This window comes from Streptomyces daliensis (assembly GCF_054782395.1).
Window position 1 is genome coordinate 75,469 of sequence record NZ_BAAGSO010000054.1, and the last position, 22,912, is coordinate 98,380.

Here is a 22,912-nt window from a genome sequence, read left to right on the forward strand (position 1 = left end):
GGGCACCGGCCTTCGGTCTGCCGTGGCCGATTCCTGACCGGAGCCGGATCCGGAGCCTGAGCCAGCGTCGGCTCAGCGGCTCGGGCCCAGGGCTCAGCGGCCCGGGAGCTCAGTCCAGGTAGTCGCGGAGGACCTGGGAGCGGGACGGGTGGCGCAGCTTCGACATCGTCTTGGACTCGATCTGACGGATGCGCTCACGCGTCACCCCGTAGACCTTGCCGATCTCGTCGAGCGTCTTCGGCTGGCCGTCCGTGAGACCGAAGCGCATCGAGACCACGCCCGCCTCACGCTCGCTGAGCGTGTCCAGGACCGAGTGCAGCTGCTCCTGGAGGAGGGTGAAGCTGACCGCGTCGGCCGGAACGACCGCCTCGGAGTCCTCGATCAGGTCACCGAACTCGCTGTCGCCGTCCTCACCGAGGGGGGTGTGCAGGGAGATCGGCTCGCGACCGTACTTCTGGACCTCGACGACCTTCTCCGGGGTCATGTCGAGTTCCTTGGCCAGCTCCTCCGGGGTGGGCTCACGGCCCAGGTCCTGGAGCATCTGGCGCTGGACGCGCGCAAGCTTGTTGATGACCTCGACCATGTGCACCGGGATACGGATGGTGCGGGCCTGGTCGGCCATCGCGCGGGTGATGGCCTGACGGATCCACCACGTCGCGTACGTCGAGAACTTGTAGCCCTTGGTGTAGTCGAACTTCTCGACCGCGCGGATCAGACCGAGGTTGCCCTCCTGGATCAGGTCCAGGAAGAGCATGCCGCGCCCTGTGTAGCGCTTGGCCAGGGAGACCACGAGGCGGAGGTTGGCCTCCAGCAGGTGGTTCTTGGCCCGGCGGCCGTCCTCGGCGATGATCTCCAGCTCGCGCTTGAGCTTCGGCGCGAGCTTGTCGGCGGCGGCCAGCTTGTCCTCGGCGAACAGACCCGCCTCGATGCGCTTCGCCAGCTCCACCTCCTGCTCGGCGTTGAGCAGCGGGACCTTGCCGATCTGCTTGAGGTAGTCCTTGACCGGGTCGGCGGTGGCGCCCGCGGCGGCGACCTGCTGGGCCGGCGCGTCGTCCTCGTCGTCGTCCGAGAGGACGAAGCCCTCGTTCTCGTTCTTGACCTCGGCCGTCGGGCCGTCGTCGGCACCCGGCTTGTTGGCCGGCTTGGCCGGAAGCTCCTCGACCAGCTCGTCGTCGCCTTCGAGCAGCTCGTCGACAACCGACTTCTTGGCGGCCGTCTTCTTGGGAGCGGCGGTCTTCTTGGCGGCGGCAGCCGTCGTGGTCTTCTTCGCCACCGTCTTCTTGGCGGCGGCCTTCTTGGCTGCGGGCTTCCTGCCGGAGTCCGCCGCCGTGTCCCCGGCGACGTCGTCAGCGGAGGGGGTGCGGGTGTCCGGGGCTCCGGGGCGCGGAGCTTCCCTCTTGGTGGTGGCGGGCTTGGCGGCGACCGTCTTGGTGGCGGTGCGCTTGGCCGGGGTCTTCGCTGCGACGCTCTTACGGGTGCGCTTGGGCGCCTCCGCGGCACTCACCATCAGCGTCACACCCTCCTCGTCGAGGATCTGGTTGAGGCTGCGCAGAACGTTCTTCCACTGGGTTGGCGGAATCTGGTCAGCCTCGAAGGCCCGACGCACGTCATCGCCGGCGATCTGCCCCTCAGCCTTTCCCCGCTCAATGAGCGCCATCACAGATTCGGACTCGGCGATCTCCGCAGGGAGCGTACGGGATGTGCTGGCCGACACGAACAACCTCTCGGAACGATGGATACGGCGGACCGCCGGCGGAGAGACCGACGGCGCGGGCTGAGCAGTGGTGGAAAACGGTGCCTTGCGTGAGCGCCACGCACGGTGTCCGTATTCCCTCCTCGGCTGTCACCTCTTTGAGTCATCGCGCTGGAGCGAGAAGCGTTACGCCCCATCCGCGTGGTCCGAGTCACACCATGTATCCGGGTGTATGCGGTGAGAACCGGACGAATTGACCCTGCTTCTGGGCTCGTACACCCTCCGTCCCGTCTGCCGCACGCTCACACCGCGCCGCTTCCGGCGTGCCGGGCGTGTGCGGACACGCGGACGGACGGAACTCTCCGGCGCTTTCAGGTACCCACACGGACCGGGCTGACACCGGCGGGTCCGCCGCGCGGGGGCCGCTTCGTGCGGGCCCGTCTCCCCCAGAGGCATCGTGGCGGGGTGCCCGGCAGGCCGGCGAGGTGGTCCGGCGACGCGGTGGGCGGGGCGGGCGGGCCCGGTGACCGGGGTGCGCCGGTCCGGGCCGGTGGGCGGACCAGGCGCGCCGACCGGTGGGTGAGCCCGGCGCACGGGCCGAGCGCCTGGATCAGGGCCAGGGTCAGGGCCGGGCACGGAACGGGGCGCTCCGGCATGGATACGGCCGTGTCGCCGGACGTCCGACGGCACGGCCGTATGCGCTGACGGCCACGGGAGGCGTCGCCGGGTTCGCCGGAACGGGGGTTGCCCGTGCGGCGAGTTGACCCGGTGACGAACCGGCCGGCGCCAAGGCGGGGGTGCGGGGGTGGCCGCACAACGCGCGCCTTACGCCATGGCCGGCCAGCGGTCCTCGTGGCCTCAGTGCTCGCGCGGCGCGGGGACCACATGATCGGCGCCGCTCGGAGCACCCTGCTGCGCGGCCGGGCGAGCCTCGCCGTCGGGCCCCGTCGAGAGGAGCTGGCGCATCGCGGACTCGGCGGCGTTGGCTTCCCCCGCGCCGAGTGCCTCGACGACCCGGCGGTGGTGCGCGACGGACGCCTCCGTGGGCCGCTCGCAGCCGGTGGCGGGGCCGCCGGAGACCTGGAGGGCCGAGGAAACGATTCCCGCGAGGTGCTCGAGCATGCGATTGCCTGCCGACTGCACCAGCAGTCCGTGGAATTCGGCGTCCGCGCGGGAGAAGGTGATCGTGTCACCCTGCGCGAGGGCGTGGGTCATGATCTCGACCATGTCGGCGAGGCGCTGCTGCACCTCCTCCCGGCCCTGGCCCACGGCGAGCCGGGCGGCGAGGGGCTCGATCGTGCAGCGCAGCTCGCTCAGTTCACGGCGCTGGTCCTCCCGCTGCGGTCCGAAGGCCCGCCACTCGATGATGTCGGGGTCGAGGAGGTTCCAGTCGCTGACGGGGCGGACGCGGGTGCCGACGTTGGGACGGGCGCTGACGAGGCCCTTGGCCTCAAGCACGCGGAGGGACTCACGGACGACGGTGCGCGAGACTTCGAAGCGCTGCCCGATCTCCTCGGGCACGAGCGGACGGTCGGCGCCCAGGTCGCCGGAGACGATCATCTGGCCGAGCTGCTGGACGAGTTGGCCGTGCAGGCCACGCCCGCGGCTGCCAGCGGCGCGACGGCCGACCCGGCTCATGTCGGCTTCCGGACCTTCCCAGGCAGGGGCGTTGGTGGTCGTGCGTGCCGCTCCGGAGGACTCGGGGTACGCGTAGCGGTCCAGCTCGCCAGGACCGGCGAATCCGGCTTCGGCCGAGCGGGCCGCGGTCATCATGGTGTGCGCAAGGGTAGTCACGCATCCTTTGTCGGCGGCGCTCAGGACCGCCTTGAGGGCTTTGGTGAAAAGCACACGAAAGGGTGATCGCTGACTTCCTCACAATTGACGCCTTATCGGAAAGAAATGGACACTCTTTTCATCTCCGTTGTTCTACGCGGCGGTTGGGGATTTCCCCGGCGCGCCGGGGGCGGGGTGCGGAAGACGCGGCACGGCGGTCGTCGGTTCCCGGCACCGGGCGGGGACGGGGCCTCGATGGGCTCTCCGGGAGGGGACGGGCCGGGGTCAGCGCGCTCTGCTGCGCAGCGACGTGAAGACGTACGCGCACAACAGTGCGGTCAGCGACAACGCGAGCGCCCTTCCGACGGGTTGTGAGGCGAAGTGCAGTGCGATCACCATCCAGTGCTCCAGCCCTGGGGGCACCGGCACGAGAACCGCCGCCTCCAGCCGCTCGGGCAGCCCGTCGAGGGATCTGCCCGCCGGTCCGCTGAGCAGCGTCCGCATCCCGGGGGCGACCAGCAACGGCACCGCCGCTACCGCGAGGACCCCCGCGGTGACGGAACGGAAGACCCCGGCGGCCAGCAGCCCCGCCCACGCGCATCCGACGGCGAGGGCGACGATCGCCATGGCCTGGACCTCCCAGCCGACCGCGCCCGCGAAGTGGACGGGGGCGACCGGGCCGGAAGCGGGAGCGAGAACGTCGCGGCCGAAGGCGAGGGTGAGCGTCGCCGCGTTGACGACGGCGGTCACCACGCACAGCAGGGCCGCGGTCGCCGCGGACACGCCGAGTTTGGCGACGAGCATGCCCAGGCGGCGCGGGACCGGGGCCTGCGCGGGGGCCAGGGCCGGGTAGCGGAACTCGTGCCCGAAGGCGAGCGCCCCGAGCACGCCCGCCGCGAGTGCCGAGGGTGGAAGGAAGAAGCCGGTCACGGCGGGCCAGCCGATGAGCAGCCGGAAGACCGGCGCGAGGGCCCCGCCCGCGAACGCGGGAGAAGCGCCGTCCGCACCGCTTCCGGTGCGGGCGAGGAGCATCGCCGACGCCCAGGCCGTCACGAGCGCCATCGCGAGGACGACCCAGGTGATACGCACACCGAAGAGACGGCGCAGCTCGTAGCGGAGGGGCGCCACGGGGCCCGGGCGGGGCACAGCCGGGGTACGCGGCGGGAGCTGAACCAGCTGACCGGACGAGCCCGCCCTGGGCCGCGACGGGAAGCCTTCTCTGGCCGGGGACCCCGCCCCTCGCTCCTCGGGGGCCTCGGGGGCCTCGGGGGCCTCGAGAGTTTCCGGTGAGGCGGAGGCCCGGCCGTCGTCGGAGGGGGAGTTACCGCCCGGGGACCGGCCGGTGTCGGCGGCGACGGCGCCGGGGCGGGGGGCGACAGCAGTGCCTCGTGCGGCGCGGTGACCCGAGTCGGGGGAGGCCGAGGGACGGTCGACCAAGGACGAGAGGACCGCGGACACGGCGTGAGGCACGATCGGCCTGCTGGGAACCGGCACCTCGGCCTCCCGAGGCCCCGAGGCCGCCGGGGCTTCGGGGGTCGCGGGAGTCGCGGAGGCCGCCAGGTTCACGGGCACGGCCCCTCGCGCGTGGCGACCGTCGGCCCTGGCCAGGAGCGGTGTGGGCGAGACGTCCCCGGCGTCGCCGATCTCGTCGGCGAGCTGGTGCACGAGAATCCCGTGCCGGTATGCGGCCTCCCCCACCTCGGCACAGGTGCTGCCGTAGACGGAGATGCGACTCCCGCCCTCGCGCACCACCTCCATGCGTCCGCCCGCCCCGGTCGTACGGTCCGCCCGGCGCGCCTCCTGCGAGAGGACCGTGGCCAGCCGCTCGGCATGCGGGGTGTGAACGGCCACGCGAGGGCGCAACCGTGTACGGGCGAAGTCAGCGACCTCCTGGTCCGCCACGAGACGGCCCTCGTCCAGGGTGACCACGCGGTGGGCGAGCCGTGCGGCCTCCCGTGGGTCGCGGGAGGTGACGAGCACGGCTCCCCCCTGCTCCGCGTAGCCGCGCAGCAGGCCGTGCAGCCAGCCCGCCTCCCGGGGCGAGAGCCCGTGGGCGGGTTCGTCGAGGACGAGGGTGTGCGGGTCCGCGAGGAGCGCCGCGGCGACGCCCAGCCGACGGTCCATCCCGAGCGAGAACGCCCCGAGCTTCTGGTCGGCCAACCCGCTCAGACCGACCACGTCGAGCACATCGTCGGCCCGGCCCACCGGAACTCCCGCGACCGCGGTCAGCATGCGCAGGTGCCCGCGCGCCGTGCGCGACGGGTGGCCCGGGACGTCGCCGAGGAGCACACCGATCTCGCGTGCCGGATACGGGATCCGGTGCATGGGGCGCCCGCGGAAGAGGGCCACGCCACGGCCCGGGTCGAGTTGGAGCATCATCCGCAGCGCGCTCGTCTTGCCCGCACCCTCGGGCCCGAGCAGCACGGTGACGCGTCCGGCGCGCGCCTCGAAGGTGAGATCGTCGACAGCCGGCTGCTCGTGGCGGCGGGGCACGCTGGTGAGTCCGATGGCCTGGATCATCGCTTCTCCCGCAGAACACATGGGGGATGCACCCATGAAAGATAACGCGATATGTCCGACTTTCTACGCGACGCGCCCCGCCCCTCGCCTCTCCTCCCCTCCAGCGGACCCATTCCCTGGTCGCGCCTCCCGGACATCGGCGGCCCCGGCCGGGGTCCGGCCCTGGGACCCGGCCGTCAGACCTCGGGGCGGAGCATCGGCGGGTTGAGCAGTGTCGCGCCTCCCGCGGTGAACAACTGCGCGGGCCGACCGCCCTGACGGGTCGTCGTCCCCCCGGTCGGCACCAGGAACCCCGGGGTTCCCGTCACCTTCCTGTGGAAGTTCCGGGGGTCGAGGGCCACACCCCATACCGCCTCGTACACCCTCCGCAGCTCCCCCACCGTGAACTCGGGCGGGCAGAAGGCGGTGGCGAGCGAGGAATACTCGATCTTCGAACGCGCCCGCTCCACCCCGTCGGCGAGGATCTGGTCATGGTCGAAGGCGAGCGGCGCGGCCTGGTCGGCGTCACGGGCCAGTCCGTCGTTGACCCCGAGCAGGGTCTCGACGGGGGCCCAGCGCGCGCTGTGCGCATCGCCGCCCGCTGTGGGTGACGGCAGGTCAGGGGCGAGCGCGAGGTGGGCGACACTGACCACGCGCATGCGCGGATCCCGCTGCGGATCGCCGTACGTCGCGAGCTGTTCGAGATGCGCGACAGGATTCTGGCCGACCGGATCGTGGGCGCGCAGCCCTGTCTCCTCGGTGAGTTCGCGTGCCGCCGCCGTCGAGAGATCCTCGTCCGCCCGTACGAACCCCCCGGGCAACGCCCATCGCCCCTGGTAGGGCGACTCGCCACGCCGGACGGCCAGGGCGCACAGCGCATGCCTGCGTACCGTGAGCACGACCAGATCGACGGTGACGGCGAAGGGCGGGAAGGCCGACGGATCGTAGGGCATGGCGCGATCATAGTCGTCTCCCTGACGATAAACAGTCCGTTCTCCCGCACCTTCTCCACCTCTTCTGCCACCTCTTTCGCCACTCTTCTGCCCTCCCCTTGTGCGTCCGTCGTGGCATCGCGCTCCTTACCGAGGCGCCGGCCCGGGGCCGGCGCGGAAACACTCATCCCCGCAGGTGCAGCCCCTCCGCCACCTCCTCGACCAGGCCGAGGCCGAGTCTGCTGACCCGTACGGCGAACGGCTCCCCCGCCACCCTCAGCCCCGTGAACCGGACCGCCCCCAGCGGCGCCGTGGACAGTGGGCGCACCGCCACCGTCCCCGCCGGGACATCGGGGCGCACGCCCGCCAGCGTGGTGAGCAGCCGTACCGTCCCGGCGGCGGCGACAGCCGCAGGACGACAGGCGGACGGATGCGGCAGCGGCACGCTGCCCTCGGTGCGCTGCTCCGCCGCGTACATCTCCGGCAACCGGAATCCGAAGGTCTCCGCCGCGTCCACCACGCCTCGGAGCAGCGCCCCCGCCTCGTTCTCGTGCCCCGCGTTCGCCAGGCCCGCCACGGCCGTCACCGTCTCCTCGACCCGGACCGCTCCGCTGCGGTGGCCGAAGGGATTGTGGCGGGGTTCCTTCGCTCCGAGGCTGCGCAGGCCCCACCCGGAGTCGAGGGAAGGGCCGCCCAGGAGACGGGCCAGTTGCTGGGTCTGCGCCTTGTCGAGCAGTCCTTCGGCCTGGAGTCCGCCGACGGTGAGCCCGGTGTCCAGCAGCTCTGCGGCGGTGGAGCCGAGATACGGCGTGGTGGCGCCGTCGGCGGCGAGGAGCGACAGCGGTCGGCCACCGCCTCTGTTCTCGTGCCAGAAGTCCTGCCTGAACCGCTCCCTCAGCGCCGCCGCCCACTCGCGCAACTCCTCTCCCTCGTCGGCATCCTGAGCCTCCAGCAGGTCGGCGCCGAGCAGCGCCGCTCTGTGCGCGTGCGCCTGTGTTTCGCAGCGGAACGGGCCCTCCGGGGCGGGGTCGGGCAGATATCCGCCCGCCTTCGTGTGTGCGCGCAGCCATCCGAGGCAGCGCCTGGCCGCAGGAAGCAGCAGTTCCAGTTCGCGCGCGGGCAGGCCCCAGCGCCACGCCTCGGCGAGGACGGCGGGAAAGAGCAGGGTGGCCTCGGTCCCCGTACAGCGAGGGGGAGCGTGGGGGCCCGCGTTGCGGAGCGGGCCCGGGATCCTGCCCTGTTCCGGACCGGGCGCCGTGAGCTGGGTTCGCGCGAGGGTGCGGAGGGTCCCGGCCGCGAGGCGGGTGCCGAGCGGAAGGAGCATCCTCGCTGCCCGCAGGGTCTCCGCAGGGGCGAGTGAGCAGCGCCATGGCGCTCCCGCGGCCAGATGGAGGTCCGGCGGACAGGCGGCGTCACGAAGCAGTAGGCCGCCCAGATCGTCGAGAGAGGTGCGGAACAGTTCGCGCACTCTGCCGTCGTCTCCCTCCGCCCCGGCCGCGCCCCATGGGCGAGGGGGTCTCTCCGAACGCCGTGCCAGGCCGGCCGGCCCCTGTGCCGCCCGAAGAGGCTCCCTTCCGGAACGTGACGGCTCCAGCCGTGCGGTGAGCAGTACGGTGCGGGTGGCACCGGGAGCCAGCTCCCACTCCCAGCGGAGCAGTCCGGCCGAGGCCAGGGCGGTGTCGGGGGCGGGGTCGGCCGTGACGGTCGCCCGGAGGCTCCCCGAGGACCAGGACAGACCCGGCCCATGGACGTCGGCGGGGAGTTCGGGACTCCGCGCCCCGGCCGCGACGGCGCCCAATTCGGCGAGATCCGTTCCGAGCCGTACTTCGACGGGGAACCGCACTGTGCCCGCCGCCGCGCTGCGGAGCGTGATGCGTTCGGTCCCCTCAGCGGAGCGCAGCCGTTCGACGAGGATCTCCGGATCGGGCCCGGGCGACGTCGCCGTGCGTGCGGCGGCGACGAACCGGGCCTGGCCCGCGTCGATCATCCGGCCTTGGACGGGTGAAGGTTCCCGGCCGTCGACGCGCAGTTGGCAGCGTGCGATCACTCTGCGGCCGACGTGGAAGAACCCCTCCATGCCCGCGCCGGTCAACTGGCCGTGATCGGCGCTGATCACGAGCGAGGGCGCGGAGACGCCGATGAGGGAGGTGTGCGCGGGCTGGTACTCGGGCCTGGGTGGTGGCGCCACAGGCCGTGCTCCTGCCCGGGCACCTGGCGATGGTGCCTTGCCGGATCCGTCAGGCGTGTTCTGGCCAGGACCGGTGGGGACAGGGGCGGGGTGCGGGGCCCGGGGGTTCCGCACGGCCGGCAGCGCTGGTGGGGCGCCTGGTTGCGGGACGACGGGACGGGGTGGCGTTGGCCGTGGGGCCGGGGACATACGCGTTCCTCCGCTTCCTCTTCTCCAACCGGCCGGGGCCGGAAGTGTGGGACATGTGCGGTGTGCGACGACCGCCGTCCGCCATGGAGCAGAACGGCCGGCGCTGCCCCGGGTCACGGGCTGGTCCTGGGCCCGGAACCGGATCGTGCCCGGTTCTGCGCGGCGAGCCTGGCGGCCCGCTCGGCCCGCATACCGCGACGGAGAGGTTCCGGATCCAGGCCGTCGTTGCAGGCACGCTGGAGCAACTGGGCGAAGACGTATTCCGGATCCGTGTGCAGGGCGCGGCCCAGGGCGACGCGTGCCGTCGTCTCATCGCCTCCGGACCAGGCGACCCAGCCCGCCAGGGTGAGCGGGGCCGCTGCGTGTTCGATGTAGGGCCCGACGCAGCGCCGGGCGAGCGCCCGCCACAGCCGCAGCGCGGGAGCGACGTCCAACCCCTCCATCCACGTCGCCGCCTGATCGCGTGTCTTGCGGTCCTGGAGGCCGAGAATCATCGTCGCGGCCTCGGTGTCCGAGAGAAGGCCGTCGTCATGCGCGTCGGCTGTCGGCCAGTGCTCGGCATCGGGCACGGTGTCGCGGAAGCGCTCCATGAGCCGCCCGGCCAGTGCGAGCGTCTCGGCGCGTACGGCTCGGCGCCCCTCGCACACGAGCATCCGCGGGACGAGGGCCGCTCCCGCGGCGTCCAGTTCCCGTTGCTGGTGGCTGGCCTCAGGCGGACCGAGCGCCGTGAGACGCGCTTCCATGTCCCGCAGCGAGCCGCGCACCCGGAGGCCGGTATAGGCAGCCGCGGCTGCCATGGGCGAGGTGCCGGACATCGCGATGGGGTTGCCTTCCGGCGGGCAGCAGTGCGGATCGGGGCAGCAGTAGGAGCGGTAGCGCCCGTCGGCGAGACACAGCGCTTCGTAGACGGGCATCTCGCGCTCACCGCAGGCGGTGCGCAGCCGCTGGGCCAGCGGGCGCAGGCGCTCCATCACCGCACCGGCCGTCTCTCCCACGGCCGGGTCCTGGCACAGAAAGAGGAGCGCGCCGTCCGGCCGCTCGCCCCGGGAGGTGCAACTCGTCTCAAGGCAGGCCGCGACCTGGTCCGCGAGGGCGGGCCACTCCTCCGGCCTCGCCGGGATGCCGATCCGGATGCGTCCGCCGAAGCGCCCGCGCTCGCCGTGCAGGGCGACCACGACGACGGAGTCGTCCGGGTGGAACCCGAGGAGGTAGGGCAGTGCGTCGGCGAGTTGAGCCGGGCCGCGCAGGGCGACTTCCGCCACGTTGCCCGGCACGGGGTCCGTGCGGTGCGCGCTGTGCGCGGGACGGTCGGAGTCCGCGGGCCGGGGAGGCGCGTCAGGGGTCGATGAAATGTGGTGCCCATGAGGCGGGTGAGGGCCCGCGGGCGTACTGCTCGGCGCAGGATCTGCGGGATGTGCGGAGGCTGAGGCGTCCTTGTGCCCCGCGCGGTGGCGTCGGGTGCCGGAGCCCGGGGCCGGGGCCGGCCTCGTCGGCTCGCCTCCGCCCGCACCCGCCCCGTCCGGGCTCCGACCGGGACCTGGCTTCCCCTCTCGTCCGCCCGTTGCCCGGGAGAGGCCGTGCTCACGTCGAGATTCGTGCTCGTTGTCGCGCTGTGTCATGACTCGACCGTGGCCCGTGAGCGGCGGTCCGCGTCGAGCGTTGTCCACAGCACGCGGAGTTAGTCGTATTAATACGTGGTTATCCACAGGGGCGCGTTCGCCTGATGTCCGCGGCATCCGGTTGCATGGGGGCATGAGCGACACAGATTTGCGCCAGGCCGCGGACGCCGTCCTGTCCCGCCTCGTCGGTGACGACTCCGGTACCGCCCGCCTGCGAGAGGATCAGTGGCGGGCGATCGAAGCGCTCGTCGCCGACCGGCGGCGTGCGCTGGTGGTGCAGCGCACCGGCTGGGGCAAGTCCGCCGTGTACTTCGTGGCGACTGCGCTGCTGCGGGGGCAGGGCAGCGGACCGACCGTGATCATCTCGCCGCTGCTCGCGCTCATGCGCAACCAGGTGGAGGCGGCGGCACGTGCGGGCATCCGCGCACGCACGATCAACTCCGCGAACACGGAGGAGTGGGAGACGATCCAGGCGGAAGTCGCCTCGGGCGAGGTCGATGTGCTGCTCGTCAGCCCCGAACGGCTCAACAACCCGGATTTCCGCGATCAGGTGCTGCCCGCGCTCGCGGCGGCGACCGGCCTGCTCGTGGTGGACGAGGCGCACTGCATCTCCGACTGGGGCCATGATTTCCGGCCCGACTACCGCCGTCTGCGCACCATGCTCGCCGAGCTGCCTGCGGGAGTGCCCGTGCTCGCCACGACGGCGACGGCCAACTCACGGGTGACGGCCGATGTCGCCGAACAGCTCGGCACCGGCGGCCGGGCGGGAGAACCGGGAGGAAGAGAAGGAGCTGAGACGACGCGCACGGAGGCGCTGGTGCTGCGCGGGCCGCTGGACCGGGAGAGCCTCAGCCTCAGCGTGCTGCGGCTGCCGGACGCCGCCCGCCGCATGGCCTGGCTCGCGGACCAGTTGGAGAAGCTCCCGGGCTCCGGGATCATCTACACGCTCACGGTCGCGGCGGCCGAGGAGGTGACGGCGTTCCTGCGCCACCAGGGCCACACCGTCTCCTCCTACACGGGAAAAACCGAGAACGCCGACCGCGAAGCGGCGGAGGCCGACCTCCTGGCGAACCGCGTCAAGGCACTGGTCGCCACCTCGGCACTCGGCATGGGGTTCGACAAGCCCGACCTCGGTTTCGTCATCCACCTCGGCTCTCCCTCCTCCCCCATCGCCTACTACCAGCAGGTCGGCCGTGCGGGCCGTGGCGTGGAGCACGCAGAGGTGCTGCTGCTGCCCGGCCCCGAGGACGAGGCGATCTGGAAGTACTTCGCCTCACTCGCCTTTCCCCCCGAGGAGCAGGTGCGGCGAACCCTGGACGTCCTGGCCACGGCGGACCGCCCGCTCTCGCTCCCCGCCCTGGAACCGCTGGTGGAACTGCGCCGCTCCCGGCTGGAGATGATGCTCAAGGTCCTGGATGTCGACGGGGCCGTGCGCCGCGTCAAGGGCGGCTGGACCGCGACGGGGCAGCCGTGGTCCTACGACGGCGAGCGCTACGCGTGGGTGGCACGGCAGCGTGAGGCCGAGCAGCAGGCCATGCGGGAGTACGCGACGACCACCGGCTGCCGGATGGAGTTCCTGCGGCGCCAGCTGGACGACGAGGAGGCGGCGCCTTGCGGGCGCTGCGACAACTGCGCGGGGGCGCGCTTCACCGCCGATGTCGCGGGGACGACCCTGGAGGCCGCTCGCGGGGAGCTGGGCAGGCCGGGCGTGGAGGTCGAGCCCCGGCGGATGTGGCCCACCGGGCTGCCCGCGATCGGGGTCGATCTGAAGGGGCGCATCCCCGCTGGTCAGCAGGCCGGAACGGGCCGCGCGCTGGGGCGTCTCTCGGACATCGGGTGGGGCAACCGGCTCCGCCCGCTGCTCTCGCCGCAATCCGGTGACGGGCCGGTGCCCGGCGATGTGCTCGACGCGGCGGTGACCGTCCTGGCCGACTGGGCGAAGGGGCCCGGAGGGTGGGCATCCGGCGCTCCGGACGCGGTGGCACGGCCCGTCGGCGTGGTGACGGTCGATTCGCGTACACGGCCCGGGCTGGTGCGGTCCCTCGGGGAACGGATCGCGGAGGTCGGCCGCATGCCGCTGCTCGGCACCGTGGCCTACGCCGAGGACGCCCCGCCCCTCACGACGCCGCGCAGCAACAGCGCGCAACGGCTCCGTGCGCTGCACGGCGCGCTGACGGTTCCGCCCGGGCTGGCCGCCGCGGTGGCGGAGGGGGGCGGCCCCGTGCTGCTGGTGGACGACTTCACGGAGACCGGGTGGACGCTGGCGGTGGCGGCCAGGATGCTCCGTCAGGCAGGCGCGGAAGGGGTGTTGCCGCTGGTCCTCGCTGTGCAGGGCTGATCTTTTGACCCCTGAGCATTGCCGTGGAGGGAGTGAGCCGGAGAGAATTCAGTACGGTACGCCGGACGAGGGGAGGAACGTGACCTTCGGCTTTGCTCCGCCGCCCTCCACCGATTCCGCTTCCCGACTGGGCCGCACCCTGGAGACCGCGGAATGGTCCGCCGCGGGGATCCCCCTGCTGCGCAGTCCCCGCGAGATCGTCACCGGTCTCTACGAGCGTCACCTGCCGCGGCCCTGGACCGCCGTGGTCGCGGTGATCGGGCCCGGTGAACGGCTCACGGCCAGCGCTTCGTTCACGCAGCGCAGCGCGAACCCGGACGGCTGGGAGTTCCGGAACGCGCTGCTCGAACACCTGAGACGGGTGATCCCGCACGACCTGCGCCGCCGCTCGCCCGTCCGCACGGCAGTGCTGCTCTACTGCCGCGACGGGGAGCCCCGCTGGACGGAGGTGGACGGTGCCTGGATGTGGGGGTTGCGGGACGCGTGCACCCTGCACGGCCTGCGATGCGGCGCTTACATCACGCTGACCCGGAGCGGCTGGCAGGTGCTGGGGGAGGACCGCGGGGGACGACGGCCCCGCGCCACGTTCGCGACCGTGGCCGCGCGACCGCCCGCCCCGCGGCACGGGGCCACCCCGCATCGCGAGGCGGACGGCGTGGCGGAGATACCGGCGAGGGCCGTGGCGCTCTGACCGTACGGTCCCGTGCCTGTCCGTCCGGTCTGGGACCGGTACCGTCCGGTCCGGCCCGATCCGGTCCGGCGTGCCATTCCGTTCCGTACGGTCCCGTAGCGGACGGACAGGGACGGCACGCGGACCGTACGCGAAGGCCAAGAGCCGCACGGCCCGGTGCCGGACCGCGCGGCTGAAGTCACGGGGCACGCTCCCGCGACGGGAACGCGTCACGTGGAGCCGCGCTCCGGGCCACGGGAACGGCGTCACCTGGACGCACGCTCCCGGTGCCGCGTGAAACCCGCGCCGCTCCCCGCCCGGCGGCTCCGCCCCGCGAGCCGGGCCGGGCCGGGGCGCCGGGGAGGCTGGCGGTGCGGGCCGGGTGGGTCAGAGGAGGGAGCGCAGGCGCTGCGGGTCGCCGCAGACGATCAACTGGGTCTCCGCCTTCTCCAGCGCGGCGGGCAGCGCCACAGCGACCTCGGAGTCGGTGCCGCCGTTGACGGCGAGCACCACCACTGCGCGGCGGCCGATACGTCCCAGGGCGGAGGCGTGGGCGCAGAAGACGTCCTCGCCTTCGGCCAGTTGGCGCCAGTAGGCGTCCTCGCCGAAGGAGAGCTCGTGCTGGGCCCAGGGGTGCTCCTCGCCCGTGGTGATCACCAGGATGTCGCCGGGGGCACGGCCGTCGTCGAGGAGCTTGTCGACGGCCTCGTCGGCGGACTCCACGGCGGTCGCGTCGGTGGCGGCGGCCAGCTGGATCTGGGCGGTGGCGGCAGCGGGCGCCGGAGTGGAGCGCTGCGTCGGCGGAGCGCCCGCGCGTGCGGTGCCGGGCCGCCCCGGAGTGGGCCCCTTGCTGTCCGCTCGCGGCGGAGCGGGACGGGCCGAGGGGCGGGGTCCGGGAAGGGGTGCTGCGGGGCGGGATGCCTGCGGAGTTCGGGTGGTTCCCGCTGCGTTGCGCGGGCCCGGGACACTCTCGTGAATCTGTGGCTCCTCAGGGGTGAGAGGCATGAAGTGATGTCTATCAAACGCTGGTGCGGCACGCTTCAGCGGGTTCGAATCGGAACCCGCGCTTCCCGCCCAGCTCGATCAGAACTCGATCAGAAAAGGCCGATCTGTTCCGCCGGATCGCACCTGGTGCGCTTCAGGTGCTGCCAGCGGGGCAGCGCGTCCATGAAGGCCCAGGACAGCCGGTGGTGCGGAGTGGGACCCCGCTCCTCCAGCGCTGCCCGGTGCACCGGAGATGGGTATCCGGCGTTCTCCTCGAAGGCGAACTCGGCGTGCTCCGGGGCGAGTTCGGCCATCAGCGCGTCCCGGTGCACCTTGGCGATCACGGAAGCGGCGGCCACGGCGACGCAGGACTGGTCGCCTTTGATCACCGTCCGTACCCGCCACGGAGCTCCGAGGTAGTCGTGTTTGCCGTCGAGGATCACCGCGTCCGGCCGTACGGGCAGGGCCTCCAGCGCCCGTACAGCGGCCAGTCGCAGCGAGGCCGTCATCCCCAGCTCGTCGATCTCCTCCGAGGAGGCGTGACCGAGAGCGTGCGCGGTGACCCATCCGTTCAGCAGCTCCGCGAGCTCGTTGCGCCGCTTGACGCTGAGCAGCTTGGAGTCGGTGAGACCTTCAGGGGGCCTGCGCAGTCCGGTGACGGCCGCGCACACCGTGACGGGCCCGGCCCACGCTCCACGGCCGACTTCGTCGACTCCGGCGACGATCTTCGCTCCCGTGGTGGCGCGGAGGGAACGTTCGACGCGGTGGGTTGGGGGTTCGTACGGCATGGCAACAACAAGAGTAGCCGCCGTATCCCGCGCGGTCAGGGCCGGGGCGAGCGAAAACGGGACGGGCCGGGGAGGGACGGGCCCGCGGCCCTCTCACCCCCTCCCCCAGCCCCCCGGTGCTCCCCCAGCGCCCGCGGCCCGCCCCTCCCCTCAGCTCCCCTCAGCGGATGCCCGGCTCCGGCCCCTCGTCGAATTCGTGCTCGCCTCCGGAGTCGCCCCCGTACTCGTCGGACCGGCCGCACGGACCGTCGCCGAGCCGCAGCGGCCGGTCGACGAGGGCGGCGCGGGCACGGGACTCGCCGTAACTCGTCGCGTACCAGGGCTCGTCGTCCTCGGCCTTCAGGTCGAAGGAGATCTCCCGGAGGGCGCAGGAGCGCTGCGGTTCGGGGAGCCGGTCGAGGGCCGGGACGGCGTCGGCGGAGAGGCCCTGGAGGTACACCAGGTCGATCTTGCCGGTGCGCTCGTACCGCTTCACGTTCTGGTCCGCGATCAGCCCGTCCGGCGACAGGAGCCCGAAGGACAGCACCGCGACACCCCCGCTCGCCAGCACCGCGCGGGGCAGCCATCCGGCTCCCCTGCCACCCGATGACGAGACCGCACCACGGACTCCGGCGACCATGATCAGCACGATGACGACCCCGAGCAGCAGCTCCATCCCGAACACCGAGAGACGCAGCCGGGTCAGGCCGTAGGCGTCGACGTACAGGTCCATGCGCCGCAGGGCCGAGACGACCACGACGAGCGTCAGCAGGCACAACGTGCCCAGCACGCCCCGCACCAGGGCTCCGTCGCTCTGCCTGCCGCGAGGAGCCCAGCGCAGCGCGAAGGCGATCACCACAAGAGTGAGGAGCGTTGCCCAGAGAAGCTGCCAGAAGCCCTGACGCGCGTACTCCGCATAGCTCAGACCGGTCTCGCTGAGCACCTTGTCGTAGCCGCCGAAGAGGACGGTGAGCTGGACGAGGTTGAAGGCGGCGAACAGCACGTTCAGCACGATGAGCGGAAGCGCCCACTCCACGCGCCCCCGTGCCCGGCCCGGTGTCGTCTCGATGCGGTCCCAGCGGTAGGGGGCCACTGCCGTACGGGCGGCGGCGAGGGCGCCCAGCACGCCGACGACGAAGAGCAGGAACCGCAACGGGCCGTCCACGACGGACAGTTCCGGGATCAGGCCCCCGAGGAGGTCGGCGAACGCGGCGTCCGCGCCGGCGAACAGCGCGCCGAAGACCACCAGCAGCGCGACCGCGACGGCGGCCGTACGCACCACGGGCCACCACCGGTCACGGGAGCCCCCGGCCCGCTGCCGTACGCCCTTCCACCCCCAGCTCACCCCCGAAGGCACGGCTCCGATCAGGCCGACGGCTCCCAGCAGCGCGCCACGCCAGGTGTCCCCGCTCCCGTGGAGCGCGAGCGAGCCGAGAGCCAGGGCACCGAGTACGGCGAGCAGGCTGGGCCAGGTGGCGTCCCGCAGCGCGGGGACGACCAGCATGGCCACCGCGCCCACGCTCCATATGAGGGTCCACGGACGCGGGCGACGTCCCGCCGTCTGCGCGGCGAAGAAAGCGGCGAGGACGGCGGGAATGGCGATGATCACCAGGTTGACGCCCACCCCGTCGCCGAGGAGCAGGCCGGTGAGCAGGCCGGTGGCGACGACGGACCAGGCGGTCGCCGTGCGCATGGGTGCGACGGGTCCGTCCGGCTGGATGGCCTGCACCCAGGCGGGCGGCGGGGGCGGCTCGTAGACCGGCGGGCCGTAAGGGCCCGGGTAGGGAGGTCGGGCCGAGTGAGCCGTGTGGGCCGGGTGGGGCGTGTGGGGCGTATGGGCGGGGCCACGGGGCTGCACCGTGGGAGCGGCGTCCTCGGGCGGCGCCGGGTTCGGCCTGGGCTCCGGCTCCGGTTCCTGTACCGGCGCGGGTCCCAGTTCCGGGGCGGGTCCCTGTTCCGGGGCGGGCTCCTGCTCCGGTGCGGCTTCGCGGCCGTCTCCTTGGCCGCGTGCTTCGTCACCGGCTCCGTTCCGGCGCTCGGCCGGACCGTCACCGGCCCGGCCCGTGGCGGCATCCGGCCGGTCTGACCCGGTCTCCGCCTCCGGGCGTTGTTCCTCGCCGGGCTTCTTCTGCGAATCGTCGGACATGGTCCCCTCCCCGCCGCGACGATCGATGATCAGAGTCGCGGACTAGGCGACACCGTAGGCGCTGTTCCAGCGCTTCCGCGGAGCCGGAGGGGAGCTGTGACGCATCAGTGACACGACCACGTCAGGCCGACGCGCGCGCACCACGTCAGCCCGAGGCACGCACCGCGTCAGCCGACGCGCGCACCACGTCAGACCGGCACACGGGCCGCGTCAGGCCGACGACGGGCCCGCTCCCCCGGGCCGGGGCGTGGGGCCGTCGCCAGGGACGGCCTCGTCGGGGACACCGTCACCGGTGACGTCGCGTCCCGTCCGCATCCACGACGGAAGCCGTTCCGTGGAGCGCGCCCAGGCGCGCGGCGGGGCCCCTGCGGGCCCGGCCGAGGCGATGACGCCGCCGACGATCGCGCACGTCGTGTCGACGTCGCCGCCCGCCTGGGCCGTGGCCCAGAACGCCCCCTCGTAGTCACCGAGGTGCCGCGCCACGGCCCACAGGGTGAAGGGCACCGTGTCGTGCGCGCTCGTGCGTCGCCCGCAGCCCAGCACGGCGGCGACCGTGCCGACGTCGCCGTAGTCGAGCATGTCCCGCGCACGGCGGATCCCGGCCTGGACAGCGCTGCGGGGCACCAGGTCCCGCACCCGTTCCAGCAGCAGCGCCCCCGTCAGGGGCTCCCCGGCGTCCTCCGCACCCCCCGCGCTCCCCGTGCCCCCCGTACTTCCCGCCGCACCGGCCACCAGCGAAGCCGCCGCGGCCACCGCCATCGTGCCGGTGACCGCCTCACGGTGCTGATGGGTCACGAACGCGGAGCGTTCGGCCTCGCGCAGCGCGCTCTCCGGGTCGCCCGCGTACCAGGCGCCGAGGGGCGCGACGCGCATCGCCGCGCCGTTCCCCCACGAGCCGCGCCCGTCGAAGAGCGCCGAGGCGAGTTCCCGCCAGTCGCCGTTCTCCTGCCGGATCAGCCGCAGCATCCGGTTCACTGCGGGCCCGTACCCGCGGTCGAAGTCATGGTGCTCGGCGAAGGCCGAGGCCAGTGCGTCCTGGTCGATCCGGCCGTGCCCGGCCAGCACCTCGACCACCGAGCAGGCCATCTCGGTGTCGTCGGTCCACTGCCAGACGGCGGGCGGCAGTTCGCGCCGCTTCAGGAGGGGACGGTTGCCGGGGACGAAGAACTGCGAGCCGAGAGCGTCGCCCACCGCCAGCCCGCGCAGGCTGGCGAGGGCGCCGGAGACCCGCTTGCCGTGTGCGAGGTCATGGGGTTCAGCGCTCATGATCCGCGACTCTAACCGGAGGCCGGCCCCCAGGGCCCCTACCCGCACACTCCGTAGGGACGTGGCGTGCACCACTGCTCGAACGGGCGGTCCAGCTCGTAGCGCCCGTCGGCGCCGAGTTCCAGGCAGCGCATCTCGCCGTTGCCGGGGTTGGACAGCGACTCGAACTCCGCGACGGTCCAGTGCAGCCACCGCATGCAGAAGAGCCGCATCGTCAGCCCGTGGGTGACCAGCAGCACGTTGGGCGGGTGGTCCGGCGCCTGGAAGCTGCGCCAGAGGCTCTCCAGGAAGGCGCCCACGCGGTCGTAGACGTCGGCGCCGGACTCGCCCTGCGCGAAGCGGTAGAAGAAGTGGCCGTAGGCGTCGCGGTACGCCTTCTGCTTCTTCACGTCGTCCCGGTCCTGCCAGTTGCCCCAGTCCTGCTCGCGCAGCCGGGGCTCCTCCCGGACCCGCATCAGCCCGGGGTCGAGCCCGAGGGCGGCGAGCGTCTCGTGGGTGCGGCGGTACGGTGAGACGTAGGCGGAGACGCGCTCCTGCCCGAACACCTTCCGCAGCCGCTCGCCCGCGGCCTCGGCCTGGCGCAGGCCGCGCTCGGTGAGGGCGAGGGCGTGGTCCGGGACGCGCTCGTAGATGGTGTCGTCGAAGTTCCCCTCCGACTCTCCGTGCCGGATGAGGACAATACGATGGGGACGCGACATAAGCCTCACTCTAGGGTCATACGGTCCAGGACGGTTCGAGGTCGATCACGTCCCCGGCTATCGCCGTCACGTCCGCGCCCGTCTGGGCGCGCAGCGCGAGCCGCTCCACCCGCTCGGTGCGGTATTTGCCGTGCTCGGCGGCCGAGTCCCACATCGACAGCACCATGAACTCGTCCTCGGTGTGCGCCTGCGCGAACACGCCGCGCAGCATGCCGGGTGATCCGGCCATCGCCGGATTCCACACCTTCTCCTGCATGAGGGTGTAGTGCTCGATGCGGTCGCTGCGCACCCGGCAGTGCGCGACGCGGAGCAGGTCGGCGTCCGTGAAGACCGGTGTGAATCCGGTCTTCACGTCGAAGCGGTACTCGAAGAGCCGCACCCTCATGTCCTTGTAGGTGCCGATCTGCGCGGCGTGCAGGCGGTCGTGCGAGCGCGCCATGAAGGAGTCGTAGAAGGCCCTGCTCTCCCAGAAGCCGAAGAGGTGCACCACCCCTTCGCGGGCACGGCTCCAGCCGCCGCCCTGCCCCCGGAATCCAGGCTCGCCGAGCAGCCCCGCCCACTTCCGCTGACCCCGTTCAAAACCCCGACGGTCCACGACGGAACAGCGCATCCACTTGACCAGCACCGCGCCATGGTACGGCCATACCGGTGACGCGCCGTACGGGCTCAGGCCCAACTCGGCACCCGGAGGGACAACTTCGGATTCCCTACCGCGACAACTTCGGCGAAACCGGCGTCAGCCGCCCAGCACGACGCTCGACGCACCGCCCCACACCCGTCCGACGCGCCGTTCGATTTCGGCGGCGGCGTCCAGGCACAGGTCCTCGCGGAAGTTCCGCCCGATCACCTGGACGCCTTGGGGCAGCCCGCCGAAGACGCCGCCGGGGAGCGCCACGGCGGGCACCCCAACGAAGCTGGTCGCCGCGCACAGCCGCAGCGCCGTGGTGACCCTGCGGTGCCCCTCCTCGTCGCGCGACTCCAGCCCCGGCTCCATGGGCGGCTCGGTGAACACCGGCGCCAGCAGCAGCGGGTACTCCTCCTGGAACCGCGCCCAGTCCCGCTGGATGTTCAGCCGGAGTCCGACGAGCCGGAGGTACTCCGCCAGTTCGACGGGCCGCGTACGGGCCATGCCCAGCTCGATGTAACGGTGCCCCTCCTCCCCCAGGAGCGTCCTGACGACGGGCCAGGTCCCGCTGAACTCGGTCATCACCAGCCTGCCGTACGCGTCCAGCGTCTCCTCCAGCCGCGGCACGTCCGCGACCTCCTCGACCGCGTATCCCGCGTCCGAGAGCGCCCCGGCCGCCGCGTCGACGGCCGCGCGGACGTCGGGGTGCACGCCCATGCCGCCGGGGTCGGCGAGCACGCCGACGCGCGGGGGCCACGCGAGGGGCGCCAGCCGGGTCGGCACGGGCACCGCCCGGGGGTCGCGCGGATCGGCGCCGGGGCCCGCCAGCGCCTCGAAGGCGGCGCGGAGGTCCCCGACCGTACGGGCGAGAGGGCCGTCGACGACCAGCGTCTGGGAGGCGAACGGCGGGTCGTCGGGGCCGATGCGGTGGTCGGCGGGAATGCGGCCGGTCGTGGGTTTGAGCCCCGTCGCGCCGCAGAAGACGGCAGGGAGACGGACCGAGCCGCCGGAGTCGTTGCCGAGCCCCAGGGGTGCCATTCCGCTGGCGACGGCGGCGGCGTCGCCGCCGCTGGTGCCGCCCGGGGTCACGCGCGCGTCCCAGGGGTTGAGGGTGTCCCCGTACAGCTCGCTGCGCGTGTGGACACCGGCCAGGATCAGGGTGGGCATGTTCGTGTGGCCTACGGGGACGGCGCCGGCGGCGCGCAGCCGTGCCACACCGGGGGCGTCCTCCCGGGCCACGTGGTCCTTGAAACGCACCGCGCCGAAGGTCGTGGGGACGCCCTCGATGCCGGTGGTCTCCTTGACCGTGAACGGCACTCCGGCGAGCGGCCCGAGCGCCTCCCCCGCCGCGCGGCGCGCGTCGAGCGCCGCCGCCTCCTCCCTGGCCGGCGCGGCGAGCGGCTGGGTGACGGCGTTGACGCGCGGGTTCACCTCGGCGATGCGCGCGAGGTGGCTCTCCATCACCTCCGCCGCCGTCACCCGGCCCTCGCGGACGGCCGCGGCGAGAGCAGTGGCATCGCACTCCCACAGCCGCTCGCCCGCGCCCTCCTCGCCCGCTCGCTCCTCGCCCGTGACCTGCTCCCGTTCGCTCATGGCCCGCTCCTCCCGTTCGGTTCGGCTCCGTTCCGATGCGAGCGCATCGGAACGAGGGCACCGTAACCTGTTATCCGATACGAGCGCATCGGATAAACCGGAGAACCGGACAACTGGAAAAGGAGCGGGCCCGCCCCATGCCACGACAGATCGACCACGAAGGCCGCCGCCTCCGGATCGCCGACGCCGTCTGCCTGCTCGCCGACGAGCGCGGCCTGGAGGGCGTCACCCTGCGCGACGTCGCCGCCCGCGCGGACGTGTCCATGGGAGCGGTCCAGCGGTGCTTCCGTACCAAGGAGGAGATGCTGGTCTTCGCGCTGACGCACATCGGCGAACTGGTCGGCGCCCGCGTCCGCGCCCGCGTCGTGGAGTCCCCGGCGCAGTCGGCGCGCAGCACCCTCGGTCACACCGTCACCGAGGTCGCCCTCGTCCGGGAGGAGCACCGCGCGCAGGCGCGGGTGTGGCTGGCCTTCCTCGCGCAGGCCGCCGTGACCCCGTCACTGGCGGGGGTGCTGCGGGACAACTACGCGGGGCTGCACGCCGTCCTCGTACGCCTCATCGGGGAGGCCGTCGACGGTTCGGGCGACTCGGGCCCCGTCCCCGGAACGGAGTCCTCCGCCCGGGCGGGGCAGGGATCGGACCAGCGGCACACACGGGAAGCGCGGTACGCGCGGGAGGCGCGGGAGGCGCACACGCTGCTGGCCCTGGCCGACGGACTCACCGCGCACGTGCTGATCGGGCACCTGACACCCGAGGAGGCGCTGGGCGTGCTGGACGGCCACCTCGGCCGCCTGTGGCAGCACCCGGAAGCCCGACGCGACTGACGGGACCCACGTCCTCAACGGCCCCCGGCACCCCCGCCGGACGCACCCCGGACAAGGCGTCCAGGCCCCGCACACGACGAAGCGGTGGCCGATCACTCGGCCACCGCT

General features: G+C 72.9%; 16 protein-coding genes. 3 read left to right on the plus strand and 13 right to left on the minus strand.

All coding sequences use genetic code 11. The annotated features are described in order from the left end of the window. Positions 1–109 precede the first annotated feature (109 nt). The 6 genes from ACYVOO_RS11285 to ACYVOO_RS11310 form a co-directional block, all read right to left on the minus strand. The gene (locus tag ACYVOO_RS11285; protein ID WP_453346691.1) at positions 110–1,714 is read right to left on the minus strand and encodes an RNA polymerase sigma factor; all 1,605 of its coding nucleotides are present in this window, start codon (positions 1,712–1,714) and stop codon (positions 110–112) included. Positions 1,715–2,551: 837 nt separating this feature from the next. Further along, positions 2,552–3,541, minus strand: coding sequence for a FadR/GntR family transcriptional regulator (locus ACYVOO_RS11290; protein ID WP_453346692.1), 990 nt, complete (start codon positions 3,539–3,541; stop codon positions 2,552–2,554). Between the two features lie 210 nt (positions 3,542–3,751). Further along, positions 3,752–5,986: an ABC transporter ATP-binding protein gene (locus ACYVOO_RS11295; protein WP_461015514.1), complete on the minus strand. Its 2,235-nt coding sequence runs from the start codon at positions 5,984–5,986 to the stop codon at positions 3,752–3,754. Positions 5,987–6,162: 176 nt separating this feature from the next. After that, positions 6,163–6,918: an NUDIX hydrolase gene (locus ACYVOO_RS11300; RefSeq protein ID WP_453346694.1), complete on the minus strand. Its 756-nt coding sequence runs from the start codon at positions 6,916–6,918 to the stop codon at positions 6,163–6,165. A 163-nt stretch (positions 6,919–7,081) separates the two neighbouring features. Beyond that, the gene (locus ACYVOO_RS11305; protein WP_461015515.1) at positions 7,082–9,274 is read right to left on the minus strand and encodes a glycogen debranching N-terminal domain-containing protein; all 2,193 of its coding nucleotides are present in this window, start codon (positions 9,272–9,274) and stop codon (positions 7,082–7,084) included. Between the two features lie 113 nt (positions 9,275–9,387). Continuing rightward, complete coding sequence (locus ACYVOO_RS11310) at positions 9,388–10,548, minus strand: DUF4192 domain-containing protein (RefSeq protein WP_461015516.1); 1,161 nt, start codon at positions 10,546–10,548, stop codon at positions 9,388–9,390. Positions 10,549–11,026: 478 nt separating this feature from the next. Here ACYVOO_RS11310 and ACYVOO_RS11315 point away from each other — a divergent pair, with 478 nt between their 5' ends. Beyond that, complete coding sequence (locus ACYVOO_RS11315; protein WP_461015517.1) at positions 11,027–13,231, plus strand: RecQ family ATP-dependent DNA helicase; 2,205 nt, start codon at positions 11,027–11,029, stop codon at positions 13,229–13,231. Positions 13,232–13,310: 79 nt separating this feature from the next. Continuing rightward, on the plus strand, positions 13,311–13,922 hold the full coding sequence (locus ACYVOO_RS11320) for a hypothetical protein (RefSeq protein WP_461015518.1): 612 nt from the start codon (positions 13,311–13,313) through the stop codon (positions 13,920–13,922). A gap of 366 nt (positions 13,923–14,288) precedes the next feature. Here the strand turns inward: ACYVOO_RS11320 and ACYVOO_RS11325 are convergent, their stop codons facing one another. From ACYVOO_RS11325 to ACYVOO_RS11355, 7 genes are all read right to left on the minus strand, one after another. Next, a complete protein-coding gene (locus ACYVOO_RS11325) occupies positions 14,289–14,906 on the minus strand; it encodes a hypothetical protein (protein ID WP_461015519.1) in 618 nt (205 codons plus the stop codon). A gap of 89 nt (positions 14,907–14,995) precedes the next feature. Continuing rightward, positions 14,996–15,673 (minus strand): ribonuclease HII, encoded by a 678-nt coding sequence (locus ACYVOO_RS11330; protein ID WP_461015520.1) that lies wholly within the window; start codon positions 15,671–15,673, stop codon positions 14,996–14,998. Between the two features lie 160 nt (positions 15,674–15,833). Further along, positions 15,834–17,798: a DUF4153 domain-containing protein gene (locus tag ACYVOO_RS11335; RefSeq protein ID WP_461015521.1), complete on the minus strand. Its 1,965-nt coding sequence runs from the start codon at positions 17,796–17,798 to the stop codon at positions 15,834–15,836. Positions 17,799–18,008: 210 nt separating this feature from the next. Next, positions 18,009–19,064: an ADP-ribosylglycohydrolase family protein gene (locus ACYVOO_RS11340; protein WP_461015522.1), complete on the minus strand. Its 1,056-nt coding sequence runs from the start codon at positions 19,062–19,064 to the stop codon at positions 18,009–18,011. Between the two features lie 38 nt (positions 19,065–19,102). Continuing rightward, entirely contained in the window at positions 19,103–19,762 is a 660-nt protein-coding gene (locus ACYVOO_RS11345; RefSeq protein ID WP_453346703.1) for a histidine phosphatase family protein, read from the minus strand. A gap of 16 nt (positions 19,763–19,778) precedes the next feature. Continuing rightward, positions 19,779–20,387, minus strand: coding sequence for a YdbC family protein (locus ACYVOO_RS11350; protein WP_453346704.1), 609 nt, complete (start codon positions 20,385–20,387; stop codon positions 19,779–19,781). A gap of 111 nt (positions 20,388–20,498) precedes the next feature. Beyond that, positions 20,499–21,980: an amidase gene (locus ACYVOO_RS11355; RefSeq protein WP_461015523.1), complete on the minus strand. Its 1,482-nt coding sequence runs from the start codon at positions 21,978–21,980 to the stop codon at positions 20,499–20,501. 137 nt (positions 21,981–22,117) lie between these two features. On the opposite strand from ACYVOO_RS11355, the gene ACYVOO_RS11360 reads away from it, so the two are divergent. Next, positions 22,118–22,804, plus strand: a complete 687-nt coding sequence (locus ACYVOO_RS11360; protein WP_461015524.1) for a TetR/AcrR family transcriptional regulator — start codon at positions 22,118–22,120, stop codon at positions 22,802–22,804. The last annotated feature ends 108 nt before the right edge of the window (positions 22,805–22,912 follow it).

Coding starts and splice junctions, on each gene's coding strand:
- ACYVOO_RS11295 (WP_461015514.1), bottom strand. CDS start 5,986: ATGATCCAGGCCATCGGACTCACCAGCGTGCCCCGCCGCCACGAGCAG.
- ACYVOO_RS11300 (WP_453346694.1), bottom strand. CDS start 6,918: ATGCCCTACGATCCGTCGGCCTTCCCGCCCTTCGCCGTCACCGTCGAT.
- ACYVOO_RS11305 (WP_461015515.1), bottom strand. CDS start 9,274: ATGTCCCCGGCCCCACGGCCAACGCCACCCCGTCCCGTCGTCCCGCAA.
- ACYVOO_RS11315 (WP_461015517.1), top strand. CDS start 11,027: ATGAGCGACACAGATTTGCGCCAGGCCGCGGACGCCGTCCTGTCCCGC.
- ACYVOO_RS11325 (WP_461015519.1), bottom strand. CDS start 14,906: ATGCCTCTCACCCCTGAGGAGCCACAGATTCACGAGAGTGTCCCGGGC.
- ACYVOO_RS11330 (WP_461015520.1), bottom strand. CDS start 15,673: ATGCCGTACGAACCCCCAACCCACCGCGTCGAACGTTCCCTCCGCGCC.
- ACYVOO_RS11335 (WP_461015521.1), bottom strand. CDS start 17,798: ATGTCCGACGATTCGCAGAAGAAGCCCGGCGAGGAACAACGCCCGGAG.
- ACYVOO_RS11340 (WP_461015522.1), bottom strand. CDS start 19,064: ATGAGCGCTGAACCCCATGACCTCGCACACGGCAAGCGGGTCTCCGGC.
- ACYVOO_RS11345 (WP_453346703.1), bottom strand. CDS start 19,762: ATGTCGCGTCCCCATCGTATTGTCCTCATCCGGCACGGAGAGTCGGAG.
- ACYVOO_RS11355 (WP_461015523.1), bottom strand. CDS start 21,980: ATGAGCGAACGGGAGCAGGTCACGGGCGAGGAGCGAGCGGGCGAGGAG.
- ACYVOO_RS11360 (WP_461015524.1), top strand. CDS start 22,118: ATGCCACGACAGATCGACCACGAAGGCCGCCGCCTCCGGATCGCCGAC.